This is a genomic window from Kitasatospora sp. NBC_01250, from assembly GCF_036226465.1.
Taxonomy (GTDB): domain Bacteria; phylum Actinomycetota; class Actinomycetes; order Streptomycetales; family Streptomycetaceae; genus Kitasatospora.
Map to the genome: position 1 here is coordinate 7,530,037 of NZ_CP108476.1, position 21,229 is coordinate 7,551,265.

20 protein-coding genes are annotated in these 21,229 nt (G+C 73.9%); 10 read left to right on the forward strand and 10 right to left on the reverse strand.

Annotated elements, in window-relative coordinates:
* Positions 1-1,152 (forward strand): OpgC domain-containing protein, encoded by a 1,152-nt coding sequence (gene opgC / locus OG500_RS31910; protein WP_329585129.1) that lies wholly within the window; start codon positions 1-3, stop codon positions 1,150-1,152.
* A gap of 58 nt (positions 1,153-1,210) precedes the next feature.
* Here opgC and OG500_RS31915 read toward each other — a convergent pair whose 3' ends face one another.
* From OG500_RS31915 to OG500_RS31925, 3 genes are all read right to left on the reverse strand, one after another.
* On the reverse strand, positions 1,211-1,447 hold the full coding sequence (locus tag OG500_RS31915; protein WP_329587963.1) for a hypothetical protein: 237 nt from the start codon (positions 1,445-1,447) through the stop codon (positions 1,211-1,213).
* A gap of 86 nt (positions 1,448-1,533) precedes the next feature.
* Positions 1,534-1,719 carry a hypothetical protein gene (locus OG500_RS31920; RefSeq protein ID WP_329585130.1) on the reverse strand — a complete coding sequence of 62 codons (186 nt, stop codon included), beginning with the start codon at positions 1,717-1,719 and terminating at the stop codon, positions 1,534-1,536.
* Positions 1,720-1,791: 72 nt separating this feature from the next.
* Positions 1,792-3,183 carry an MFS transporter gene (locus OG500_RS31925; protein ID WP_329585132.1) on the reverse strand — a complete coding sequence of 464 codons (1,392 nt, stop codon included), beginning with the start codon at positions 3,181-3,183 and terminating at the stop codon, positions 1,792-1,794.
* Positions 3,184-3,336: 153 nt separating this feature from the next.
* Between OG500_RS31925 and OG500_RS31930 the strand changes: the two genes are divergently transcribed.
* The gene (locus OG500_RS31930) at positions 3,337-4,437 is read left to right on the forward strand and encodes a hypothetical protein (protein ID WP_329585134.1); all 1,101 of its coding nucleotides are present in this window, start codon (positions 3,337-3,339) and stop codon (positions 4,435-4,437) included.
* On the opposite strand, the gene OG500_RS31935 is transcribed toward OG500_RS31930, so the two are convergent.
* The 4 genes from OG500_RS31935 to OG500_RS31950 form a co-directional block, all read right to left on the reverse strand.
* Positions 4,409-5,110 (reverse strand): dienelactone hydrolase family protein, encoded by a 702-nt coding sequence (locus tag OG500_RS31935; RefSeq protein ID WP_327070302.1) that lies wholly within the window; start codon positions 5,108-5,110, stop codon positions 4,409-4,411. The genes OG500_RS31930 and OG500_RS31935 overlap by 29 nt on opposite strands.
* 127 nt (positions 5,111-5,237) lie before the next feature.
* The gene (locus OG500_RS31940) at positions 5,238-6,692 is read right to left on the reverse strand and encodes a sugar porter family MFS transporter (RefSeq protein ID WP_442789275.1); all 1,455 of its coding nucleotides are present in this window, start codon (positions 6,690-6,692) and stop codon (positions 5,238-5,240) included.
* Positions 6,693-6,742: 50 nt separating this feature from the next.
* Positions 6,743-7,378, reverse strand: coding sequence for an FMN-binding negative transcriptional regulator (locus tag OG500_RS31945; protein ID WP_329585135.1), 636 nt, complete (start codon positions 7,376-7,378; stop codon positions 6,743-6,745).
* A complete protein-coding gene (locus tag OG500_RS31950; RefSeq protein WP_329585136.1) occupies positions 7,372-8,094 on the reverse strand; it encodes a pyridoxamine 5'-phosphate oxidase family protein in 723 nt (240 codons plus the stop codon). Before OG500_RS31950 ends, OG500_RS31945 begins: the two co-directional genes overlap by 7 nt.
* 35 nt (positions 8,095-8,129) lie before the next feature.
* Between OG500_RS31950 and OG500_RS31955 the strand changes: the two genes are divergently transcribed.
* The gene (locus OG500_RS31955; protein ID WP_329585138.1) at positions 8,130-9,482 is read left to right on the forward strand and encodes an aminotransferase class I/II-fold pyridoxal phosphate-dependent enzyme; all 1,353 of its coding nucleotides are present in this window, start codon (positions 8,130-8,132) and stop codon (positions 9,480-9,482) included.
* A gap of 186 nt (positions 9,483-9,668) precedes the next feature.
* Positions 9,669-10,847 (forward strand): GDSL-type esterase/lipase family protein, encoded by a 1,179-nt coding sequence (locus tag OG500_RS31960; protein ID WP_329585140.1) that lies wholly within the window; start codon positions 9,669-9,671, stop codon positions 10,845-10,847.
* Between the two features lie 73 nt (positions 10,848-10,920).
* Here OG500_RS31960 and OG500_RS31965 read toward each other — a convergent pair whose 3' ends face one another.
* Positions 10,921-12,279, reverse strand: a complete 1,359-nt coding sequence (locus OG500_RS31965; protein WP_329585142.1) for an NAD(P)/FAD-dependent oxidoreductase — start codon at positions 12,277-12,279, stop codon at positions 10,921-10,923.
* A gap of 135 nt (positions 12,280-12,414) precedes the next feature.
* Here OG500_RS31965 and OG500_RS31970 point away from each other — a divergent pair, with 135 nt between their 5' ends.
* From OG500_RS31970 to purB, 4 genes are all read left to right on the forward strand, one after another.
* Positions 12,415-13,191, forward strand: coding sequence for a HipA family kinase (locus tag OG500_RS31970; protein ID WP_329585144.1), 777 nt, complete (start codon positions 12,415-12,417; stop codon positions 13,189-13,191).
* The gene (locus OG500_RS31975; protein ID WP_327070309.1) at positions 13,191-13,586 is read left to right on the forward strand and encodes a DUF3037 domain-containing protein; all 396 of its coding nucleotides are present in this window, start codon (positions 13,191-13,193) and stop codon (positions 13,584-13,586) included. Before OG500_RS31970 ends, OG500_RS31975 begins: the two co-directional genes overlap by 1 nt.
* A 92-nt stretch (positions 13,587-13,678) precedes the next feature.
* Positions 13,679-14,110, forward strand: a complete 432-nt coding sequence (locus OG500_RS31980) for a MarR family winged helix-turn-helix transcriptional regulator (protein ID WP_327070310.1) — start codon at positions 13,679-13,681, stop codon at positions 14,108-14,110.
* 94 nt (positions 14,111-14,204) lie between these two features.
* Positions 14,205-15,635, forward strand: coding sequence for an adenylosuccinate lyase (gene purB, locus OG500_RS31985; RefSeq protein ID WP_329585148.1), 1,431 nt, complete (start codon positions 14,205-14,207; stop codon positions 15,633-15,635).
* A 7-nt stretch (positions 15,636-15,642) separates the two neighbouring features.
* Here purB and OG500_RS31990 read toward each other — a convergent pair whose 3' ends face one another.
* Positions 15,643-17,145, reverse strand: a complete 1,503-nt coding sequence (locus OG500_RS31990; protein WP_327070312.1) for an MFS transporter — start codon at positions 17,143-17,145, stop codon at positions 15,643-15,645.
* Positions 17,146-17,222: 77 nt separating this feature from the next.
* On the opposite strand from OG500_RS31990, the gene OG500_RS31995 reads away from it, so the two are divergent.
* Positions 17,223-18,896 (forward strand): SpoIIE family protein phosphatase, encoded by a 1,674-nt coding sequence (locus OG500_RS31995; protein ID WP_327070313.1) that lies wholly within the window; start codon positions 17,223-17,225, stop codon positions 18,894-18,896.
* Positions 18,897-19,019: 123 nt separating this feature from the next.
* Positions 19,020-19,517 carry a universal stress protein gene (locus OG500_RS32000; protein WP_329585154.1) on the forward strand — a complete coding sequence of 166 codons (498 nt, stop codon included), beginning with the start codon at positions 19,020-19,022 and terminating at the stop codon, positions 19,515-19,517.
* A 135-nt stretch (positions 19,518-19,652) separates the two neighbouring features.
* Here the strand turns inward: OG500_RS32000 and OG500_RS32005 are convergent, their stop codons facing one another.
* Complete coding sequence (locus OG500_RS32005) at positions 19,653-21,170, reverse strand: MFS transporter (RefSeq protein ID WP_329585157.1); 1,518 nt, start codon at positions 21,168-21,170, stop codon at positions 19,653-19,655.
* Between the last annotated feature and the right edge of the window lie 59 nt (positions 21,171-21,229).

The following is a 21,229-nucleotide window of genomic DNA, read 5'->3' on the forward strand; positions in this document are numbered from 1 at the left end:
ATGACGTTCCTGCATCTGCCTGCCCTGGCCCCGGCCAACGTCACCGCGCGCGCGACCGGTCTGACCGGTCCTGGCGGGACCGTCGCGAGACGGCCCCGCCTTCTGACGCTCGATCTGATGCGCGGGTACTACGTGGGGGTGCTCGCCGCGGTCCACCTGGACTACGTCCCCTCGTTGCTGGGCCTCTTCGACGGTCGCGGCTCGTTGCTGGTCTCCGAGGCCGAGAACTTCTTCCTGATCTCCGGCCTGCTGGTGGGGATGCTGCGCCGCCGCGACCTGGAGCAGCACGGCCCGATGCGGATGGCGCGCAATGCCTGGAAGCGGGCCGGCCAGCTGTACGTGCTGGCCGTCACCCTCACCCTGCTGTTCACCGTGATCGGCCGTCTCGCGGTGGCGCACGGCATCTCGAACGTCAAGGACGGCCTCGACAGCGACTCCTCGCCGCTGGGCCTGGTCGCCAACACCCTGACCCTGCGCTACACCTACGGCTGGGCGGACTTCCTGACCTTCTACGTGCCGATGTTCCTGCTCGCGCCGCTGATGGTGTGGCTGCTCTCCCGCCGCCTGGCGCCGGTGGTCGTGCTGCTGGCCTACGCCGGCTTCCTGCTGCCCTCGCACTACGACACCAAGTTCTTCAGCCCGTTCCTGCAGTGGGGCGTGTACTTCTTCCTCGGCACCATCGCCGGCTACCACTGGGACGACCTGCGGCGGCTGGTGGGCCGGCTCTCGCCCACGGCGCGGCGCGTGCTGAGCACCGGGCTGGTCGTGGCGACCATCGCGCTCTACGTGGTCGGCATGATCCTGCTCTTCCACCCCGAACTGATCGTCGACCCGGCCACCTATAACCACCTGTTCCAGAACAACCGGCTGGGGCTGCTGCGCCCGTTCGCGGCCCCGATCAGCTTCGCGGGCACCTTCCTGCTGGTCCGCAGGTTCGAGCAGCCGATCGCGCGGACCGTGGGCCGGGTGCTGCTGCCGTTCGGCCGGAGCTCGCTGTACGTCTACGTCGCGCAGAGCTTCTTCGTCTTCCTGATCCCGTTCGTGATCGGGCCGCGCGGTTTCTGGGGCAACACCCTCTTCGACGTCTCGGTGATCGCGGTGATCTACGTCGCGGTGCGCGCACGGTTCCTGACGTTCCTGATCCCCCGGTAGCGGCTGCGGGTGCCGCGGGCCGGACCGCGGCACCCGCAGCTGTCAGGGGCCCCGGCCGTCAGCCCAGCAGGCGGATCAGCGCGCTGTCGAAGAGGTCGAGCGCACGCGGCAGCGGCCCCTCGTCGTGGTGGTGCAGGGCGGACCAGAACAGGTCGCCCGGCAGCGCGTGTTCGGAGGCGTAGACCCGGTAGGCGTACCGGCGGCCGTCCACGCCGGCCAGCTCGACCAGCCAGCAGCGGTCCTCCGGCCGGGCGGACGGCAGGTCGGAGACGAAGAGCTGCGGCGGCCGTGGCAACGGGTCTCCCTCCCGGGCGGCGGACCTCGAAGTCCTGTCGAGTGAGACCGCCGCCGGGGGTGAAAGGTTGTGCCGCGTCGGCGAGTTCAGCCGGACGAGCGGGAGCGGTCGAGCAGCCAGCCGTTCAGCATCAGCCTGATCTCGGCGAGGACCGCCTCGTCCCCCTCGGGCCGGTGGCGGAAGGCGGTGTCGAGCAGTTTGCCCGTGGTGGAGACGGCGAGAGCGGTGCGCAGCGCGAAGGCGGGGGTGTCGGGGTAGCCGTAGTCGCTCACCAGGACGGTGCGGCGCCTGATCAGGACGGTGGACGCCTGCCGCGGGCCGGGCGGGGGTGGTCCCGGCCGTGCTCAGGCCGCCGCCTCCGCCGGGCCGGGAACGGTCTCCGGGCGGCCCGCGGCCGGGGCGGGCACCGGCGGGCGCGGTGCGGTCGAGGGCGAGTCCGCCGTCACCCGGGCCAGCTGCCGCACCTCGGGGACCGCCAGCACCAGCAGCGACAGCAGCGTCATCCCGCCCGCGCAGGCCCACAGCGCCCCGTTCAGGCCGAGCCCGCCGGCCAGTGGCGCGGCTGCCATCGTGCCCACCGGGGCCAGCGCCACCGAGCCGCACCAGTCGTAGGCGGCGACCCGGGAGAAGCTGGCGGCCGGGATCTCCTGCTGCAGTGCGATCATCCAGCAGACCCCGTAGACCGTGCCGCCGATCCCGGAGGCGAACATCGCGCCGCCCAGCACGGCGAGCGGCGCGCCGGCCGCCAGGGTGGCGGCGGGCAGGGCGAAGAGCAGCACGCCCGCGGTGCCGGCCAGCAGCAGCCGGCGCGGTTGCCAACGGACCATCAGCAGGCCGCCGGCCACCAGCCCGGCGCCCATCGCCGCGTTGACCAGGCCCCACGGCCGGGGACCGCCGAGCCGCTGGTCGGCGACGAGCGGGCCGAGCACCGATTCGGCGGCGATCAGACAGGCGTTCACCACCCCGTACTGCACCACCACGGCCCACAGCCAGCGCCGGGAGGTGAACTCCCGCCAGCCCTCGCGCAGATCGGCGAGCATTCCGGGCCCGGCCCCACGCTCGGCGACGGCGTCCGCCACGTGCGCGTCCGCCGGGCTCCCGCCTGCCGCGTGCCCGTCCGCCGCGTGCCCGGTCGGCGCGGGCCCGCGCAGGAAGAGCCGCAGCGCGCCGGCCGCCGCCAGCGTGGTGGCGTCCAGGGCGAGCACCCAGCCCGGTCCGACCGCCGCTACCAGCGCGCCGCCGAGCGCGGCGCCGCCGATCTGTGCGGAGTTCAGCGCGGTGCGGAAGAGCGCGAAGGCCCGTGGGGCCTGCTCCTGGTCGACCGACTCCATGATCATGCCCTCGGCGGCGGGTGCGTAGAAGGCCTGGCCGATCCCGTTCGCCGCGGCCAGCAGGACCACCTGCCACAGCCGGGCCGACCCGGTCAGCACCAGGCCCGCCAGCGCCGCCTGGGAGAGCGCGTTGCCGATGTTGGCGGCGACCATCACCCGGTGCCGCGGCAGCCGGTCGGCCACCGCGCCGCCGATCAGCAGGAAGAGCACGGTGGCGGCCAGCCGCGCGCCGGTGACGTAGCCGATCGCGGCGGCGCCGCCGCCCATCCGCAGCAGCGCGAAGGCGGTGGCGATCGGTGCGCCGGCGTTGCCGAGGCCGCTGACCACGGTGGCGCCGGTCTGGATCAGGTACTCGCGGCCGGCCCAGGCGGGCGGACGGGTGTGGCCCTTGGTTCGGTTCGGCATTCGCCTGACTATGACGGTGGCATGGTTGCCTGTCCACGCTACGGACAGGTACGGACAGGTTGGGTGAGTTACCCGGCAGAAGCCGATCGAAAACAACTCGGCGCTGATCGAAAATCAACTGTGCCGAGGCCTCCGTGCTGGCACGATGCCCCGATGGACCAGATCCTCCGCACCGCGAGCGCCCTGCTGGGCCGTCAGCTGACCGACCCGGTGGACCTGGGCGGCAGCCGCCGCAGCACCGTCCTGCGCTGCCGCACGGATGCGGGCGGCACGGTGATCGTCAAGGCCTTCACCGCCGAGCCCGAGTCGCACCGGGCCTTCACCGCCGAGGCGGCCGGGCTCGCCCTCGGCCTGGGCGGGCCCGAACTGCTCGCAGTGGACCGGGAGTTCCCGCTGCTGGTGATGGCGGACCTGGGCACCGCGCCGACCCTGGCCGACCTGCTGCTCGGCAGCGACCCGAAGGCCGCCGAGCGCGGACGGCTGGCGTGGGCGCGCGGCCTGGGCCGGCTGGCCGCCGCCGGCGCCACCCGGCGCGCGGAGTTCGAGCGGCTGTGGGCGCGCTACGACCAGGGCCTGCCGTCCTGGACGCACGAGCCGTGGATCGCGCAGAACGCTGCCGACCTGCCCGCCGTGCTCGCGGCGGCCGGTGTCGAGCCCGCTCCGGGGCTCGCGGCGGAGCTGGCCCGGATCGGCACGGCCGGTGGTGAGCGCTACTTCGGCTTCACACCCGGTGACACCTGCCCGGACAACAATCTGCTGACCGACGGGGGGCTGCGGTTGATCGACTTCGAGTCGGCCTGCTTCCAGTCGGTCTTCCTGACCGCCGCCTACTGCCGGATGCCCTTCGCCACCTGCTGGTGCGTCTTCGAGCCGCCGGCGGCACTGGCGGACGAGGTCGAGCGAACCTTCCGCGCCGAGGTGGTGGCGAGCTGGCCCGAGCTGGCCGAGGACGCGTGCTGGGAGCAGGGCATGACCGAGGCGGTCGCGGTGTGGACGGTGGACCTGACGGTCGGCCTGCTGCCGCGCGCCCTGCCCGAGGACGCTCCGATGCACCGCACCCGGCGCCCGGTGCCCACCCGGCGCCAGCTGCTGGGCCACCGCTGGGCGAAGGCGGCGGCGCTGCCCGGACTGCCGGCGCTGAGCGGGACGATGGAGCGGCTCCTGACGACCGTGGCGTCGGGCTGGAGCGCTCCCACGCTGCCCGGCTACCCCGCCTTCGAAGCCCTCAGCCCAGGTGGCCGCGGAGGAAGCTGAGGGTGCGGCGCCAGGCGACCTTGGCCTGCAGGGGGTCGTAGGTGCCCAGCAGGTTCTCGTCGTTCATGAAGGCGTGGCCGGCCGGGTAGAAGTGGATCTCGGGGCGGCGGTCGGTGGCCTCGCCGATCAGGATGGCGGCCTCGTCGACCGCCTCGGTGGGCAGTCCCTTGTCGTACTCGGCGAAGTGGCCCAGGACGTGGGCGGTCAGGCCCCGGTAGTCGTAGCCCTGCTCGCGTGGCAGGCCGTAGAACGGGACCACGGCGGCCACCTTGTCACCCTCCTGCGCGGCCAGGCGCAGCGCGAAGCCGCCGCCCATGCAGAAGCCGACCACGGCGACCGCGTCGCCGACCAGGGCGGGGTGTTCGAGCAGGAAGTCGACGGCGCCGCGCAGGTCCTGCGCGGCGCGCTCGGCCGGGAGGGCGGCGAGCAGCTCGGCGGCCTCGGCGCGGTCGTGGGTGGTGGCGCCGCCGTACAGGTCAGGGGCCAGCGCCAGGAAGCCCTCGGCGGCGAACCGGTCGACCATCGAGGTCATGTGGGTGGTCAGCCCCCACCACTCCTGGACCACCAGCAGCCCGGGCCCGCGCCCGGCGGGTGGCAGCGCGAGGTAGCCGTGCGCCTGGTCCCCGTTGCTGGGGAAGGTGACGTTCTGCGCTCCAGAGGTGGGGTCGGCCATCGGGCATCTCCTGGTGAGCCGCGGACCGGGCCGGGCGGCCCGCGGGGATGATGGTATGCGGGCCGGGAGCCGAGCGGCAGTCAGTTCCCGGCCCATGATCGGCGTGTCGCGCGCCACCGGTGGGGCGTCAGCCCATCTCCTCCAGCGTCTTGCCGCGGGTCTCCTTGATGCAGAAGGCCACGAACGGGATGGAGAGCAGCGCGAAGCAGGCGTAGATCACGTAGGTGGCCGACAGGTTCCAGTCCGCCAGGTCGGGGAAGCTGACGGTGATCGCCCAGTTGGCGATCCACTGGGCCGAGGCGGCCACCGAGAGGGCCAGCGCGCGGATCCTGTTCGGGAACATCTCGCCGAGCAGCACCCAGACCACCACGCCCCAGGAGAAGGCGAAGCAGAGCACGAAGACGTGGGCGGCGACCAGTGCCACGGTGCCCTGCGCGCTCGGCAGGGTGGCGCTGGTGCCGGTGCCGTGGCGGTAGGAGAAGGCCCAGGCGGCGGTGCCCAGCGAGGCCGCCATGCCGATCGAGCCGGCCAGCGCCAGCGGCTTGCGGCCGATCCGGTCCACCAGCAGCATCGCGATCACCGTGCCGATGACGTTGACGATCGAGGTGGAGAGGCTGATCAGCAGCGAGTTGCTCTCGTTGATCCCGACAGACTGCCAGAGCAGCGAGGAGTAGTAGAAGATCACGTTGATGCCGACGAACTGCTGGAAGACCGAGGCACCGATGCCCACCCAGACGATCGGCAGCAGGCCGAGGCGCCCGCCGGTCAGGTCCGTGAGCCGGGGCTTGTGCTCGCTGCGCAGCACCGCGCGGATCTCCGCCGTCCGCTGGTCCAGGTCCGCCCCGGGCCCCTCGACCTCGCGCAGCACCTGACGGGCCTTCTCCTCCCGCCCGGTGGCGATCAGGTGACGCGGCGACTCGGGGATGCTGAGCGCCATCAGCCCGTAGACCAGCGCCGGCACCGTCTCCACGCCGAGCATCCACTGCCAGGCCTGGATCCCGGCCAGGTGGCCGGTGGACTCCCCGCCGGCTGCCGAGTTGAGCGCGTAGTTGGCCAGTTGGGAGATGGTGATGCCGAGCACGATCGCCATCTGCTGGAAGGAGGCCAGCCGGCCCCGGTAGGCCGGGGGCGCCACCTCGGCGATGTAGGTGGGCGCGATCACCGAGGCGAGGCCGATCGCGATGCCGCCCAGCACCCGCCAGGTGGCCAGCACCTGGATGCTCGGCGGGAACATCGAGCCGACGCCGCTGACCGCGAAGAGCACGGCGGCCAGCACCATGGTCCGCACCCGGCCGAAGTGGTCGGCCAGCCAGCCGGCCGCGACCGCGCCGGCTGCCGAGCCGAGCAGGGCGATGGCCACCACGAAGGCGGTCTCGCCGCTGCCCACCCGGAAGTGCTTCTGGATGCCGGTGACCGCGCCGTTGATGACCGCGCTGTCGTAGCCGAACAGGAAGCCGCCCATGGCGGCCGCCGCCGAGATGAAGACGACATGGCCCAGCGGGGCGAGCTCGGGGGAGGGGTGGGCCGAGGCGGTCCTGGACAGGGCGGGCTCCCGGGGGTGGGCGGAGGCGATCCGTTCCATCAGATCAGCTGAGCGCCCGTCTGCCCCGCAACGAGCCCGGTATGTCAGCCCTACGGCGGTCCGAGCGGGCAGCCGCCCCGCTGCGCGTTGCGCCGCAGCAGCTGCGCCCGGGCCCCCGCGTCCCCGGGGCCGGCGCGCTCGGCGAGCCGCTCGGCCATCGCCGCCTGCTGCTCGGCCGGCACCTTGTCGTCGTACTTGAACTTCGCCCGCACCTGGCGCACCGCCAGCCGCAGCGCGCGGATGCCCGACAGCTGCGGCCCGTACGGCTCGGCGCCCGGGACCACCCGGACCTGCGGGGTCTCCGGCTGGAAGTGCGCCAGCTGCCGGTTGAGGATCGCGGCCTTGCCCGCCGCGTCGTCCACCGGCTCGGCCAGGCAGTCGAACTGCACCGAGGCGTAGTAGCTGGTGGGCACCTGACTGGGCCGCCAGTAGCCGGGCACGAAGGCGTAGTCGTCGGTCACCGCGAGGGTCACCTGCGGGTCGGCCTCGATCGCCGCGAAGAGCGGGTTGGGCTTGCCCAGGTGCAGCACGATCTCGCCCCGGTCGGCGTCCAGCACGAAGTGGGTGGGCACCAGCACCGGGCCGCTCCCGCCCGTGCCGTTGGCCGCCAGCACGCCGAAGTCGCGCCCGGCCAGCCACTGGCGCCACTCGGCCGGCTCGCCCCGGTCCCAGGAGCGGATCAGCACGGCGCACCGGGCGGCTGGAAGTCGCGCAGGTAGCCGGGCAGTTCGGGCTCGGTGCCCGGGAGCGGCACGGGCGTGCCGTAGACGGTGCTGACGGGCACGACGCCCGACCAGTACGGCAGGTCCATGTCCTCCGGATCGTCGTGGGCGCCGTCCGCGCGGCTCTTGGCCGAGACCTCGCCGAGCACCAGGCGGATCACCGCCGTCTTGGCCAGCTCCTTGGGGTTGGCGGGCCGGCAGTCCTTGGAGCGCCCCGGGACCGCGTGGTCGACCAGCGCGTCCAGCGCCAGCGTCAGCTCCTCGGGGTCGGTGACCTGCTCGGCGATGCCGTGGGCGACCACCGAGCGGAAGTTCACGGAGTGGTTGAAGGCGGACTTGGTCAGCACCAGGGCGTCCAGCTGGGTGACCGTGACGCAGACCGGCAGCCCGCCCTCGCCGCCGGCGGCGCGCAGCGGGCGGCTGCCGGTGGAGCCGTGGATGTAGAGCCGGTCGTCCACCCGGGCGAAGATCGTGGGCAGCACGACCGGACCGCCGGCCGCGACGAAGCCCAGGTGGCAGACCCAGGCGGTGTCCAGCACGGCGTGGATCTCGGCCCGCTCCCAGCTGGCCCGGTCCTTGTAGCGGGTGGGTGTGGTCCGCGTGGTGCGCGCGTAGGAGGTGCCCGTCTCCTCGCCCTGCTCCTCGCTCCGATCGGTCCGCCGCGCCTGCGGGTCCGACATGACAGCCCCCTATGTACTAGTGCATAATTGTCTTTGTGCTAGGAGACTATCGGATTCAAGGACGACGCGCCACGGAGATCGCGGCCGACGTCGAGCGCGCGGTCGGCTCCGGCGAGCTGGAGCCCGGCCAGGGGCTGCCCCCGCTGCGCGAGCTGGCCGAGGAACTGGGCGTCAACCCCAACACGGTGGCCGCGGCCTACCGCCTGCTGCGCGACCGCGGGGTGATCGAGACCGCCGGGCGTCGGGGCAGCCGGATCCGCCCCCGCCCGGTCACCAGCTACCGCGACCAGGTGCGGGTGGACGTCCCGTCCGGCACCCGGAACCTGACGGCCGGCAACCCCGACCCGCGCCTGCTGCCCGACCTCGGCCCGGCGCTCGCGGTGGCCGCCGCCGCGGCCGAGCGGGCCCCGGTGCTCTACGGCCACCCCGCCGCCGATCCCGACCTGGTCGAGCTCGCCACGGCGGGCTTCCTGGCCGACGGGGTGCCCGGAGCCGCCTTCGCGGTCACCGCGGGTGCGCTGGACGCGATCGACCGGGTGCTCGCCGCCTGCCTGCGGCCCGGCGACCTGGTCGCGGTGGAGGACCCGGGCTGGGGCAGCCTGCTCGACCTGCTGCCCGCCCACGGCCTGCGCACCCTGCCGGTCGCCCTGGACGACCAGGGCCCGCTGCCCGAGTCGGTGGCCGCGGCGCTCGCGGCCGGTGCCCGCGCGCTGGTCGTCACCAGCCGGGCGCAGAACCCGACCGGGGCCGCCGTCAGCACCGCCCGCGCCGCCGCGCTGCGCGCCGTGCTCGCCGGGCACCCCGAGGTGCTGCTGCTGGAGGACGACCACGGGCACGGCATCACCGACCTGCCCTTCGCCACCCTGGTCTGCGGGCCGGACCGGCGGCCGATCTGCTCGCGCTGGGTGGTGGTCCGCTCCGCCGCCAAGGCGTTCGGCCCGGACCTGCGGCTGGCCGTGCTGATGGGGGACCAGGACACCGTCGGACGGCTGCTGGGCCGCCAGCGGCTGGACACCGGCTGGGTCAGCCACCTGCTCCAGCGCGCGGTGGCCGAGCTGTGGCGCACCCACGGCGCGGGGCCGGCCGGCGTCGCGCAGGCGTACGGCGAGCGCCGCCAGGCGCTGCTCGCGGCGCTGGCGGCGCACGGCATCGCCGCGCACGGCGCCAGCGGGATCAACGTCTGGGTCGCGGTGCCGGAGGAGACCGCGGTCGTGGTCGGCCTGCTGCAGCGGAACTGGGCGGTCACGCCCGGGGCGGCGTTCCGGGTGCAGTCGCCGCCCGGGATCCGGATCACCGTCGCCCGGCTGGATCCGGCCGAGGCGCCGCGGCTGGCCGCCGATCTCGCGGCGGTCCTGGGCCGCACGGAGGCGGGTGCCCGGCAGATCTGAACAGCGGGCGCACCTGGGCCGCGGAGTCTGAACTCGCGGGTAACACGTCGGAAAAGATGGTGCAGCTACCTAGCGGTAACCGGCGCGGGCATGCCAGATTCCTCACGCCACCGGCCGGCGGCCCACCCTCACCCGCAGCGGCGCCCGACCCCACCTCGGGCAGCCGCCGTACGCAGGAGTTCCGCCGTGCCCGAAAGCTGGACCAGAACCACGCGCACCCGCAGGGCCACCCGGCCGCTGGCCGCCCTGCTCGCCCTCCCGCTCACCGCCACCGGCCTGCTCACGCTGGCCGCCCCGGCGCACGCCGTCGCCGGCCCCACCGCCGCGGTCACGCTCGGCGACAGCTACATCTCCGGGGAGGCCGGCCGCTGGATGGGCAACAGCGACGCCACCTCCGGCGGCTACGACGGCACCGACCGGGCCTGGAACGGCAGCACCGCCGACCCGAGCACGGTCTACGGCTCGACCTACGCCAGCGGGTGCGACCGCTCCGACGTGGCCGAGGCCGACAGCGCCGCCGGGATCGCCCAGCAGAGCATCAACCTGGCCTGCTCGGGCGCCACCAGCGCCAACGTCCTGCGGGCCGCGGACGGCGGCCAGAGCCTCAAGGGCGAGGCCCCGCAGGCCGACCAGCTGGCCACCGTGGCCGCCCGCAACGACGTCAAGCTGATCACGCTGTCGATCGGCGGCAACGACCTCGGCTTCTCGGACGTCATCAGCACCTGCGCCGAGGACTACCTGATCTGGGACTCGACCTGCGCGGACAGCCAGCAGTCCGCCATCGAGGCGAAGATGCCCGCCGCGATGGCCGGGGTCGGCAAGGCGATCGACGACATCCGCGCGGTGATGACCGGTGACGGCTACGCCGCCGGCTCCTACCGGATCGTGCTGCAGTCCTACCCCTCGCCGATCCCGCGCGCAGCCGAGAACCGCTACCCGGAGAGCGGCTGGTCCCGCGCCTCCACCGGTGGCTGCCCGTTCTGGAACGCCGACTCGGACTGGGCCAGGGACACCATGGTTCCCGAGGTCTCCGACCGGCTGGCGGCGGTGGCCGCCGCCAAGGGCGTGCAGTTCCTGGACCTGCGCGACCTGCTCCAGGGCCGTGAGGTGTGCTCGACCGCCACCCAGCAGGCCACCGCGGACAGCCCGCCCTCGGCGACCACCAGCGAGTGGGCCCGCTTCGTCGACTCCGGCCTCACCAGTGCCAGCCAGGGCACCACCCAGGAGTCGATGCACCCCGACTACTACGCCCAGCTCGCGCTCGGCCGCTGCCTGTCGCTGCTCTGGGCGCAGGGGAGCGGCAATGCCGCCTGCCGCAACACGCCGGGCCAGGACGCCTCGGGGATGTACCTGACCGGCTCCTGAGCCCTCGCGCGCAGCACGCAGCACGCCGCCGCCGGCCCGGGGAGGGCCGGCGGCGGCGTCCGGGTGCGGCGCGTCAGTGCTTGGCGTGCAGCGCCTGGGTGTGCTCGCGGATCTGTTCCTTGCTCAGATAGGCGTCGGTGTACTCGAAGTCGCGCAACGTGGCGGGCCGGCGGGAGAGGAAGCCCAGCCGCACGAAGTCGTCCCCGGCGGTGGCGTTCAGCAGCCAGCTGGCGCCCACCCGGAACTTCGCCACGTTGGTCCGCATCGCCATCAGGTGGTAGCCGCGGGCCACCAGTTGGGCCGGCACGCCGGTCATCTCCACCCCGAGCGGCTTGGAGACCGCGTCCTTGCCGCCCAGGTCGACCACCAGGCCCAGGTCCTTGTGGTAGTAGGGCTCCAGGGGCTGGTTGCGCAGCGCGGCGACCAGGTTGTCGGCGGCCCGGCGGCCCTGGCGGGCCGAGTGCTGGGCGGTGGGCGGGCAGACCGCGCCGTCGCCCTTGGCCAGGTCGGGCACCGCCGCCGCGTCGCCGAGCGCGAAGACGCCCTCGAACTGCGGCACCCGCAGCTCGGCGGTCACCGCGATCCGTCCGCGCACCGTCTCCGCGTCCAGCGTGCCGATCAGCGGACTGGCGGCCACCCCGGCGGTCCAGATCAGGGTGCGCGAGGGGATCACCCGGCCGTCGGTGAAGGTCACGGTGGTGTCGCCGACCTCGGCCACCGAGACCCCGAGCGAGACCTCGACGCCGCGCTCGCGCAGCACCTTCATCGCCCGGTTGCCCAGGTGCTCGCCCAGTTCGGGCATCAGCTTGGGCGCGATGTCGATCAGGTGCCACTTGATCAGCTGCGGGTCCAGCCGGGGGTAGCGGTTCAGCGCCGCGGTGGTCAGCCGCTGCAGGCAGGCGGCGGTCTCGGTGCCGGCGTAGCCGCCGCCGACCACCACGAACTGCAGCCGGGAGGCGCGCTCCTCCTGGTCCAGGGTGGCCGCGGCCAGGTCGAGCTGGGAGATCACGTGGTCGCGCACGTAGGCGGCCTCGGCGAGGGTCTTCATGCCGCGCGCGTGGTCGGTCAGGCCCGGGATGTCGAAGGTGCGGGTGACGCTGCCGGGGGCCAGCACCAGGTAGTCGTAGGGCTCGGCGATCACCTCGTCGGTGATCTTCCGGATGATGCAGACCTTGGCCTGCGGGTCCACCCCGATGGCGCCGCCCGGGATGATGTCGGTGCGGTGCAGCGAGCGGCGCAGCGAGACCGCGACCGACGACGGGGTGAGCACGCCGGCGGCCACGTGCGGCAGCAGGGGCAGGTAGAGCTGATAGCTGAACGGTGCGACGAGGGTGATCCGGGCCTCCGTCGCGGCGAGCTTGCGCTCCAGCCGACGGGCGCACTCCAGTCCGGCGAAGCCGCCGCCCACCACCAGGATCCGAGGACGTTCCATCTGACTTCCTTCGCTAGGCCCCTTCGGGGCGAAGGTTCCGGTGGGGCCCGGGTGACGGGGCGCCACATCCTGGCCACCCTCGCACGGCCCATGGGGGCGCGCCACCGCAACCGGTCGGATGGGTAGGGTTGGCGCGTGCTTCGTGAGGTGACGGCGGTCCGCTATGTGACGCCACTGCGAGAAGGCGGCTCGATGCCGGGCCTGGTGGAGGCCGACGACCACCGGCTGTACGCGCTGAAGTGGAGTGGCGCGGCACAGGGGCGCAAGGCGCTGGTGGCCGAGGTGCTGGCCGGTGAGCTGGCGCGCGGGCTCGGGCTGCCGGTGCCGGAGCTGGTCCGGGTCGACCTCGACCCGGTGCTCGCCCGCAGCGAGCCGGAGCAGCAGATCCAGGAGCAGATGCGGGCCAGCGGCGGGGTGAACGTGGGCCTGGCCTTCGTCAGCGGTGCGCTGAACTTCGACCCGCTCTGCTTCGAGGTGGACGCGGACCAGGCCGCCCGGGTGCTCTGGTTCGACGCGCTGATCGGCAACGTCGACCGGTCCTGGCGCAACCCGAACCTGCTGGTGGCCCAGGGGCGGCTGCACCTGATCGACCACGGCGCCAGCCTGATCTTCCACCACCACTGGCCCGGCGCGGCCGGCTGGACCCGGCGCCCGTACGACGCCGGCGACCACGCGCTGCGCCGGTTCTGCACCGGCCCGGGCGCACTGGCGGCGGCGGACGGTGCGCTCGCCGCCGCGGCCACCCCCGAGCTGCTGGCCCGCGCGGTGGCGGCGGTCCCGGTGGAGTTCCTGCTCGACGAGCCCGGCTTCGCGGACCCGCAGGCCGTCCGGGCCGCCTACATCGCCCAGTTGTCGGCGCGGCTGGCCGGGCCGCGCGACTGGTTGCCCGTGCTGACGGAGGTGAGTGCCTGATGGACCGCCATGACGTGGCGTATCACGACTACGAGTACGCGGTGGTCCGCGCCGTGCCCCGGGTGGAGCGCGGCGAGTGCGTCAACCTCGGGGTACTGCTCTACTGCCGCGGGCAGGAGCGGCTGCTGGCCCGTACCCTGCTGCCGGAGGCGAAGCTGCTGGCGCTGGATCCGGCGGTCGACCTGGCCGGGCTGGCGCGGGCCCTGCGCGGGATCGAGGGCGTCTGCGCCGGTGGTCCGGCGGCGGGGCCGGCGGCCGGGGACACCCCCGGGCAGCGGTTCCGCTGGCTCACCGCGCCGCGCAGCGCCGTCGTCCAGCCCGGCCCGGTGCACACCGGTCTGACCGGTGACGCGGAGCAGGAGCTGGCACGGCTGTTCGAGCAGCTGGTCGCCTGAGCGGGGCCGCCGGTGGGGGCGGCGAGGTCGCTTGAGCAACTCAAAGCTCAAGCGAATGAAACTTTTATGCCTCCTGTGATCTCATAGTGCCCATGACGACCGCCGCATCACCTGTCACCACCGCCGCCCTGATGGAGGCGGTGGCAGCCGTGAGCGCCGCCTACTTCCAGGACTTCGCCGGCGCGGCGGGCCGGCACGGGCTCAGCTCCTCCCAGGCCAAGGCGCTCGGCGTGGTGCTGGAGCCGGTGCCGATGCGCGCGCTGGCCGGCCGCCTGGGCTGCGACGCCTCCAACGTCACCGGGATCGTGGACCGCCTGGAGTCGCTGGGCCTGGCCCGTCGCGAGGCGGCCGCCACCGACCGCCGGGTGAAGATCGTGACCATCACCGAGGCGGGTCGCGAGACCCTGCTCAAGATCCGTGCCGACATGACCCGGGCGCACCGTGCGCTGGACTCGCTCAGCGCCGAGCAGCGGGCCGGGCTGCTGGGCATGTGCGAGCAGCTGCTGCCGCTGCTGGCGAGCTGAGCGCCCCGACGGCTGCCGGGCGCCGGGCGGTCGCACCCGCTGCCGCCGCCCCGTCGTCCGGCCGCGCTGACCTCCACTGTTAGGCTTGCGAAGCGTGAGCGCCAAGCCCCAGATCCCCAATGTCCTGGCCGCCCGGTACGCTTCGGCGACCTTGGCCCAGCTGTGGTCCCCCGAGCACAAGGTGGTCCTCGAACGCCACCTGTGGCTCGCCGTCCTCAAGGCCCAGCGGGATCTGGGCATCGATGTGCCCGAGACCGCCGTCGCCGACTACGAGCGGGTCGTCGACAACGTCGATCTGGCCTCGATCGCCGCCCGCGAGCGGGTCACCCGGCATGACGTGAAGGCCCGGATCGAGGAGTTCAGCGAGCTCGCGGGCCACGAGCAGATCCACAAGGGGATGACCTCCCGGGACCTGACCGAGAACGTCGAGCAGCTGCAGATCCGTCAGTCGCTGGAGCACGTGCGCGACCGCGTGGTCGCCGTGCTGGTCCGCCTGGGCCGCCTCGCCGCCCAGCACTCCGAGCTGGTGATGGCCGGCCGCTCGCACAACGTGGCGGCCCAGGCCACCACGCTCGGCAAGCGGTTCGCCACCGTGGCCGACGAGGTGCTGGTCGCCTTCGTCCGGCTGGAGGAGCTGATCGCCCGCTACCCGCTGCGCGGGATCAAGGGCCCGGTCGGCACCGCGCAGGACATGCTCGACCTGTTGGGCGGCGACGAGGCCAAGCTGGCCGAGCTGGAGCTGCGGGTGGCCGGCCACCTCGGCTTCGACAACGTGCTGACCAGCGTCGGCCAGGTCTACCCGCGCTCGCTGGACTTCGAGGTGCTCAGCGCGCTGGTCCAGCTGGCCGCCGGCCCCTCCAGCCTGGCCAAGACGATCCGCCTGATGGCCGGGCACGAGCTGGTGACCGAGGGCTTCAAGGAGGGCCAGGTCGGCTCCTCGGCGATGCCGCACAAGATGAACACCCGCTCCTGCGAGCGGGTCAACGGCCTGGCCGTGATCCTGCGCGGCTACGCCTCGATGACCGCCGAGCTCGGCGGCGACCAGTGGAACGAGGGCGACGTCTCCTGCTCGGTGGTGCGCCGGGTGGCCCTGCCGGACGCGTTCTTCGCCTTCGACGGCCTGCTGGAGACCTTCCTGACGGTGCTGGACGAGTTCGGCGCCTTCCCGGCCGTGATCGAGGCCGAGCTGGACCGCTACCTGCCGTTCCTGGCCACCACCAAGGTGCTGATGGGCGCGGTGCGCGCGGGCGTGGGCCGCGAGGTCGGCCACGAGGTGATCAAGGAGCACGCGGTCGCCTCCGCCCTGGCGATGCGGGCCGGTGCGCGGGAGAACGAGCTGCTCGACCGGCTCGCCGCCGACGAGCGGATCCCGCTGGACCGGGCCGCGCTGGACGCGCTGCTGGCCGACCGGCTCTCCTTCACAGGCGCCGCCGGGGCCCAGGTGGCCGAGATGGTGCGCCGGATCGAGGCCGTGGCCGACCGCTACCCGGCCGCCGCCAAGTACGCGCCCGGCGACATCCTGTAGGCAGCCGTCAGCCGGTGGACCCGGGGCACTCGTGGCCCGGGTCCACCGGCGGGGCCGTGGTGGAGCAGTACCAGGTGCTGTCCGGCTCGGTCGTGACCTCCGGCGCGGCCGGGGTGCGCCCCGGCACGGTGGCCAGCGCCAGCAGGCCCGCGCCCGCGAGCAGGCCGGCGCAGATCAGCACGGCGGTGCGGAACGCAGAGTCCACCGCCTCCGGCACCTGGTACTCGTCCCCGCTCAGGCCGGTCAGCAGGGGCAGCGCCGCCACCGCCAGCAGGCCCGCGGCCCGCGCCGCCGCGTTGTTCACCCCACTGGCGATACCGGCCCTGCGCACCTCCACCGCCGCCAGCACCGTCGAGGTCAGCGGCGCCACCAGCAGGGTCAGCCCGGTCCCGAAGACCACGGCGGCCGGCAGCACGTCCGTCCAGTACGAGGCATGCCGGCCGATCCGCAGCATCAGCAGCACGCCGCCCGCGCTGATCAGCGGCCCCAGGGTCAGCGGCACCCGGGGTCCGATCCGGCCCGCCAGCCGGCCCGCCCGGGCGGAGAAGAGCAGCATCAGCAGCGTGACCGGCGCGAAGGCCACCCCGGAGACCAGCGGCGTGAAGCCGGACACCGTCTGCAGCTGGACCTGCAGGAAGAAGAACACCCCGCTCAGTGCGCCGTAGACCGCGAGGGTCAGCACGTTGATCACGCTGAACAGCCGTGATTCGAACAGCTCCAGCGGCAGCATCGGCCGCGGACTGCGCCGCTCGACGACCACGAAGGCGACGCCCAGCAGCACACCGGCGCAGGCCGCCAGCCAGACCGCCGGCGTCACCGCGCCCGCCGCCGCCGTCAGTGCGTAGGTGACCCCGCCCAGGGCGAGTGCGGCGAGCACCGCGCCGGGCACGTCGAAGCGGCCGGAGGCCTGCTCGTCGCGGCTCTCCGGCACGTGGCGCAGGGTCAGCACGGCCACCACGACGGCGATCGGCAGGTTGATCACGAAGATCCAGCGCCAGCCCGGGCCGCTCACCAGCCAGCCGCCGAGGAAGGGGCCCACCGCGGTGGCCACTCCGCCCAGGCCCGACCAGGCGCCGACCGCCGCCGAGCGGTCGTCCGGGTGGAAGGTGGCCTGCAGCAGCGCGAGCGAACCGGGCGTCAGCAGCGCGCCGCCGATCCCCTGCAGCGCGCGGGCGGCGATCAGCACGTCGACGTCGGGGGCCACCGCGCACAGCCCGGAGGCGCCGGCGAACCAGCAGACGCCGATCACGAAGACCCGTCGGCGCCCGTAGCGGTCGCCGAGCGCCCCGCCGAGCAGGATCAGGCCGGCCAGCGTCAGCAGGTAGGCGTTGACCGTCCACTGCAGCGCGGCCAGGTTCGCGCCGAGGTCGCGGCCGATGGTCGGCAGCGCCACGTTCACCACGGTGCCGTCCAGCATCGCCATGCCCGAGCCGAGCGCCGCAGCCAGCACCACCCAGCGGCCCTGGCGGGTGTTCAGCCGCAGCCCGCCGTCCTGAGGTGTCGTCGTCACTCCTCGATCCTGCCGTACCGGCCGCCCGGCGGCCTCCCGGTGGCGGTGCCTCAGCTGCCGGGAAAGGCTGGCAGACGATGACCGAACGACCGCACCCGCACGTCGACCCGGTGGAGGCGATCGCCGCCACCGGGCTCGGCTGCTTCGAGTGGGACCCCGACACCGGCCGCTTCACCCTGGACGAGGGCGGCCTTGCCGTCTTCGACCTGCGGCCCGAGGAGTACAGCGGCATGGTGGCCGGCCTGTCCCGGCGGATCCCGGTGGAGGAGGTGCTGCGGCTGGTCACCCTGGTGCAGGAGATCCGCACCGGGCGCACCGACTCGTACAGCAGCTACTTTCGGGTCCGCCACCGCGACGGTTCGGTGCACTGGGCCCACACCCAGGGGCAGGCGATCCGCGATCCGGGCCTGCGGGTGGTGGGGGTGGTCCGCGACGCCACCCAGGAGCTGGCCCACTCGGCGCTGCGCCTGATGGCCGAGGACGACCGCCAGCGCCAGGAGGAGGCGCTGCGCGAGGTGGCCCGGGCGCTCGGCGAGGCCTTCAGCGTGGAGGACGTGGTGACCGTGCTGACGGGGGACCAGAGCATGCGCCGGCTCGGCGCGCAGGGGATCACCCTCGGCGTGGTGGACCAGGGCCGGATCAGGCTGGTCGGCGCGGTGGGCGGGGTGAACGTGCGGCTGCGCGAGCTGCACCGGGCCCGGTTGACCGAGCCCCGGCCGCTCAACGACGTGGTGCGCACCGGAGAGGCCGCCTTCTTCACCTCGCGCGACGCCTTCGTGCGCCGCTACCCGGACCTGGCCGACCAGCTGACCGACAGCCTGGCCACCGCCGCCGCGTTCCTGCCGCTGACCGCCCAGGGGCGCCCGATCGGCGCACTCGCCCTGGTCTACGAGGGCAAGCGCAGCTTCAGCAGCCAGGACCGGACCCTGCTCACCACGCTGGCCAGCGCGATCGCGCAGTCGCTGCAACGGGCCATGCTGGTCGACCAGTCCCGGGAGATCGCCGCCGGTCTGCAGAACGCGATGCTGCCGCGCCGCCTGCCGGTGCTGGTCGGCGGCGCGCTGACGGTGCGCTACCGCACCGCGCGCGAGGGCATCTGGATCGGCGGGGACTGGTACGACGCGGTGGCGCTGGCCGAGGACGTGGTCGGGGTGGCGATCGGCGACGTGCAGGGCCACGACACCGAGGCGGCCGCGATCATGGGGCAGCTGCGGATCGCGATGACCGCCTACGCCGCCGAGGGGCACAGCAGCGGCGCCGTGCTGGCGCGGGCCTCGTCGTTCCTCGCGGAGCTGCACGCCGACCGGTTCGCCACCTGCCTGTACGCCCAGGTCGCGCTCGCCACCGGCTGGGTGCGGGCGGCCAACGCGGGGCACCTGCCGCCGCTGGTGCGGCACGCCGACGGCACGGTGACCCGGATCGAGGTGGCCACCGGGCTGCCGCTGGGCCTGCCCGTCGACTGGGCCCCCGCCGGCTACCCGCACACCGACTTCCGGCTCGCCCCCGGCGACACCATGGTGCTCTACACCGACGGCCTGGTCGAGCGGCCCGGCGAGGACCTGGAGGTCGGACTGGCCCGGCTGGCCCAGGTGTTCGGGAGCGGACCGGCGGCGCTGCCCGCGCTCGCCGACCACGTGCGCGACACCCTCGGCGAGCGGCTGGACGCCGAGGACGACGCCGCGCTGCTGCTCCTGCACCGCGCGGCGTCCTCGGACGTACGGGAACCGTCAAGGAGCGGACCCGCGGCGTAGGGCGCGCGTCAAGGGGCGGTGCCCGAGCGGGGTCCTGGGGCTCCAATGGATGGGGAGCCGGGTCCCGGGTGCGCCGAATGCGGTCGGCGCACAGGGCCGGCCCGCGGAGAGGAAGCGGTCGCCATGGTTGACCAGGGACGGGTCATCGTCGGGGTCAGCGGCTCGGTGAGCTCGCTGGCGGCCGTCCATCGCGCGGCCTGGGAGGCCGTGCACCGGGATGCGGAACTGGTGCCGGTGGCCGCCTGGCTGCCCACGGACGACCCGCTGCGCCCGCTGTCCGAGATCGAGCACGCGGCGCGGCGCCGACTGGACGTGATCTTCGAGCAGGCCTTCGGCGGCTACCCCGCCGGGCTGCTGCTGCGGCCACGGGTGGTGCGGGCGGAGGCCGGCGCGGCGCTGGTGGTGGCGGCCGACCGGCCGGACGACCTGCTGGTGGTGGGAGCGGGCCGCCCGGGCCGGGTGGCCCGGCTGCGGCACGGCTCGGTGGCCCGGCACTGCCACGCGCACGCGCACTGCGCGGTGCTGGTGGTGCCCGCGAGCGACCTGCTGGCCGGTCCGGAGCACGCGGTGCACGGATCGCGCCTGCCCTGGTCCTGGCCCGCGCCGGTGCGGCTGGGCTGAGACCGGGGCCCGCAGCGGGCCGCACGCCGCCGCGCCAGGCCGCACGCCACCGCGCCGGGTCGCTGACGGCTGGTCAGCGGCCCGGCGCGGCTTGGTGGCCCGGCGTGGTTCGCGGCCGGCTGCCGCGGGCGGCGGTCAGCCGACCGGCAGCGGCTCGCGATTGGCTGCGGCCTCGCTCGCCTCGACCGGCTCGGCCGTGGCCGGCCTGCGGTTCGGCAGCGCGAACATCAGCAGGAAGACCGCCAGCAGGCAGCCGACCAGCCACCAGAGCGAGTGGCTGAAGGCCTGGGTGAAGACGGCGCCCACCGTCCGCCCGGGCGCCGATCCGTCCACCACGCCGAAGAAGGCCACCGAGACCAGGCCCAGCCCGAGCGCGTTGCCCAGCTGCTGGGTGGTGTTGACCAGGCCGGAGGCGGAGCCGGCGTGCTCGCGCGGCACGTCGGCGAGCACCGCGTCGGTCAGCGGCGCGACGATCAGCCCCATCCCCAGGCCCATCACGACCAGCGGCAGCGCCATCTGCCACGAGTGGATCGCCGTGCCGTAGCGGTGCGCCTCCCAGAGGTAGAGCAGCACGCCGCCGGCCATCACCAGGGCGCCGGTCTGCAGCACCTTGCGGCCGAAGCGCGGCACCAGCTGCTGGACCGAGATCCCGGCCGCCGCCGAGACCGCGATCGAGAACGGGATCCCGGTGGTGCCGGCCCGCAGCGGGCTCCAGCCGAGGCCGATCTGCATCCACAGCGTCCAGACCAGGAAGAAGATGCCGCAGGTCACCCCGAAGACCAGCTGCACCCCGATGCCGCCGGCGAAGCTGCGCACCTTGAAGAGCGACAGCTCGACCAGCGGCGAGCCGTCCTTGCGGGCCTTGAACCGCTCGTAGCGGACGAACAACGCCAGCATCGGCAGGCTCAGGCCCATCGAGACGAAGCCCCACAGCGGCCAGCCGGACTCCCGGCCCTGGGTGAGCGGGTAGAGCAGCATCAGCAGGCCGAGGGCGGCCAGCGCCATGCCCACCAGGTCCAGGCGCAGGCTCTGGGCCGAGCGCGACTCGTCGATGAAGCGCCGGCCCAGCAGCAGACCGGCCACGCCCACCGGCAGGTTGATCAGGAAGATCGGGCGCCATTCGAGCCCGCCCAGGTTCCACTCGGTCAGCAGCGCGCCGAGCAGCGGGCCGCTGACCGCACCCAAGCCCACCATCGCGCCGAACATCCCGAAGACCTTGCCGCGCTCATGGGCCGGGAAGCTGGTGTGGATGATCGACAGCACCTGGGGCACCATCAGCGCGGCGGTCGCGCCCTGCAGGATCCGGGTGGCCACCAGCATCCCGGGGTCGACGGCCAGGCCGCAGAGCGCGGAGGCGAGGGTGAAGCCGCCGATGCCGATCAGGAAGACCCGCTTGCGGCCGTAGATGTCGCCCAGGCGCCCACCGGTGATCAGGCCCACCGCGAAGGCCAGCGCGTACCCCGCGGTCACCCACTGGATCGCGCTGAACGAGGCGCCCAGGTGCTCCTGGATGCTCGGGATCGCGACGTTGACGATGGTCACGTCGACCAGGTCCATGAACGAGGCCATCATCACGATCGCCAGCGCGATCCAGCGCCGCCGATCGTGGACGGCCGACAACTGGTCGGCTGCGGTCGGGGGTGTGCCGGTCATCAGGTGGGTGCCTTCCTGGCGGGTGGGGGGTCGACGAGAAGGACGGTAGACGCCATCTA

Bases quoted from the DNA above. Each gene is read 5' to 3' on its own strand.
- opgC (WP_329585129.1), top strand. From the start codon at position 1: ATGACGTTCCTGCATCTGCCTGCCCTGGCCCCGGCCAACGTCACCGCG.
- OG500_RS31925 (WP_329585132.1), bottom strand. From the start codon at position 3,183: ATGCCGAACCGAACCAAGGGCCACACCCGTCCGCCCGCCTGGGCCGGC.
- OG500_RS31930 (WP_329585134.1), top strand. From the start codon at position 3,337: ATGGACCAGATCCTCCGCACCGCGAGCGCCCTGCTGGGCCGTCAGCTG.
- OG500_RS31935 (WP_327070302.1), bottom strand. From the start codon at position 5,110: ATGGCCGACCCCACCTCTGGAGCGCAGAACGTCACCTTCCCCAGCAAC.
- OG500_RS31940 (WP_442789275.1), bottom strand. From the start codon at position 6,692: ATGGAACGGATCGCCTCCGCCCACCCCCGGGAGCCCGCCCTGTCCAGG.
- OG500_RS31950 (WP_329585136.1), bottom strand. From the start codon at position 8,094: ATGTCGGACCCGCAGGCGCGGCGGACCGATCGGAGCGAGGAGCAGGGC.
- OG500_RS31965 (WP_329585142.1), bottom strand. From the start codon at position 12,279: ATGGAACGTCCTCGGATCCTGGTGGTGGGCGGCGGCTTCGCCGGACTG.
- OG500_RS31975 (WP_327070309.1), top strand. From the start codon at position 13,191: ATGGACCGCCATGACGTGGCGTATCACGACTACGAGTACGCGGTGGTC.
- OG500_RS31980 (WP_327070310.1), top strand. From the start codon at position 13,679: ATGACGACCGCCGCATCACCTGTCACCACCGCCGCCCTGATGGAGGCG.
- OG500_RS31995 (WP_327070313.1), top strand. From the start codon at position 17,223: ATGACCGAACGACCGCACCCGCACGTCGACCCGGTGGAGGCGATCGCC.
- OG500_RS32000 (WP_329585154.1), top strand. From the start codon at position 19,020: ATGGTTGACCAGGGACGGGTCATCGTCGGGGTCAGCGGCTCGGTGAGC.
- OG500_RS32005 (WP_329585157.1), bottom strand. From the start codon at position 21,170: ATGACCGGCACACCCCCGACCGCAGCCGACCAGTTGTCGGCCGTCCAC.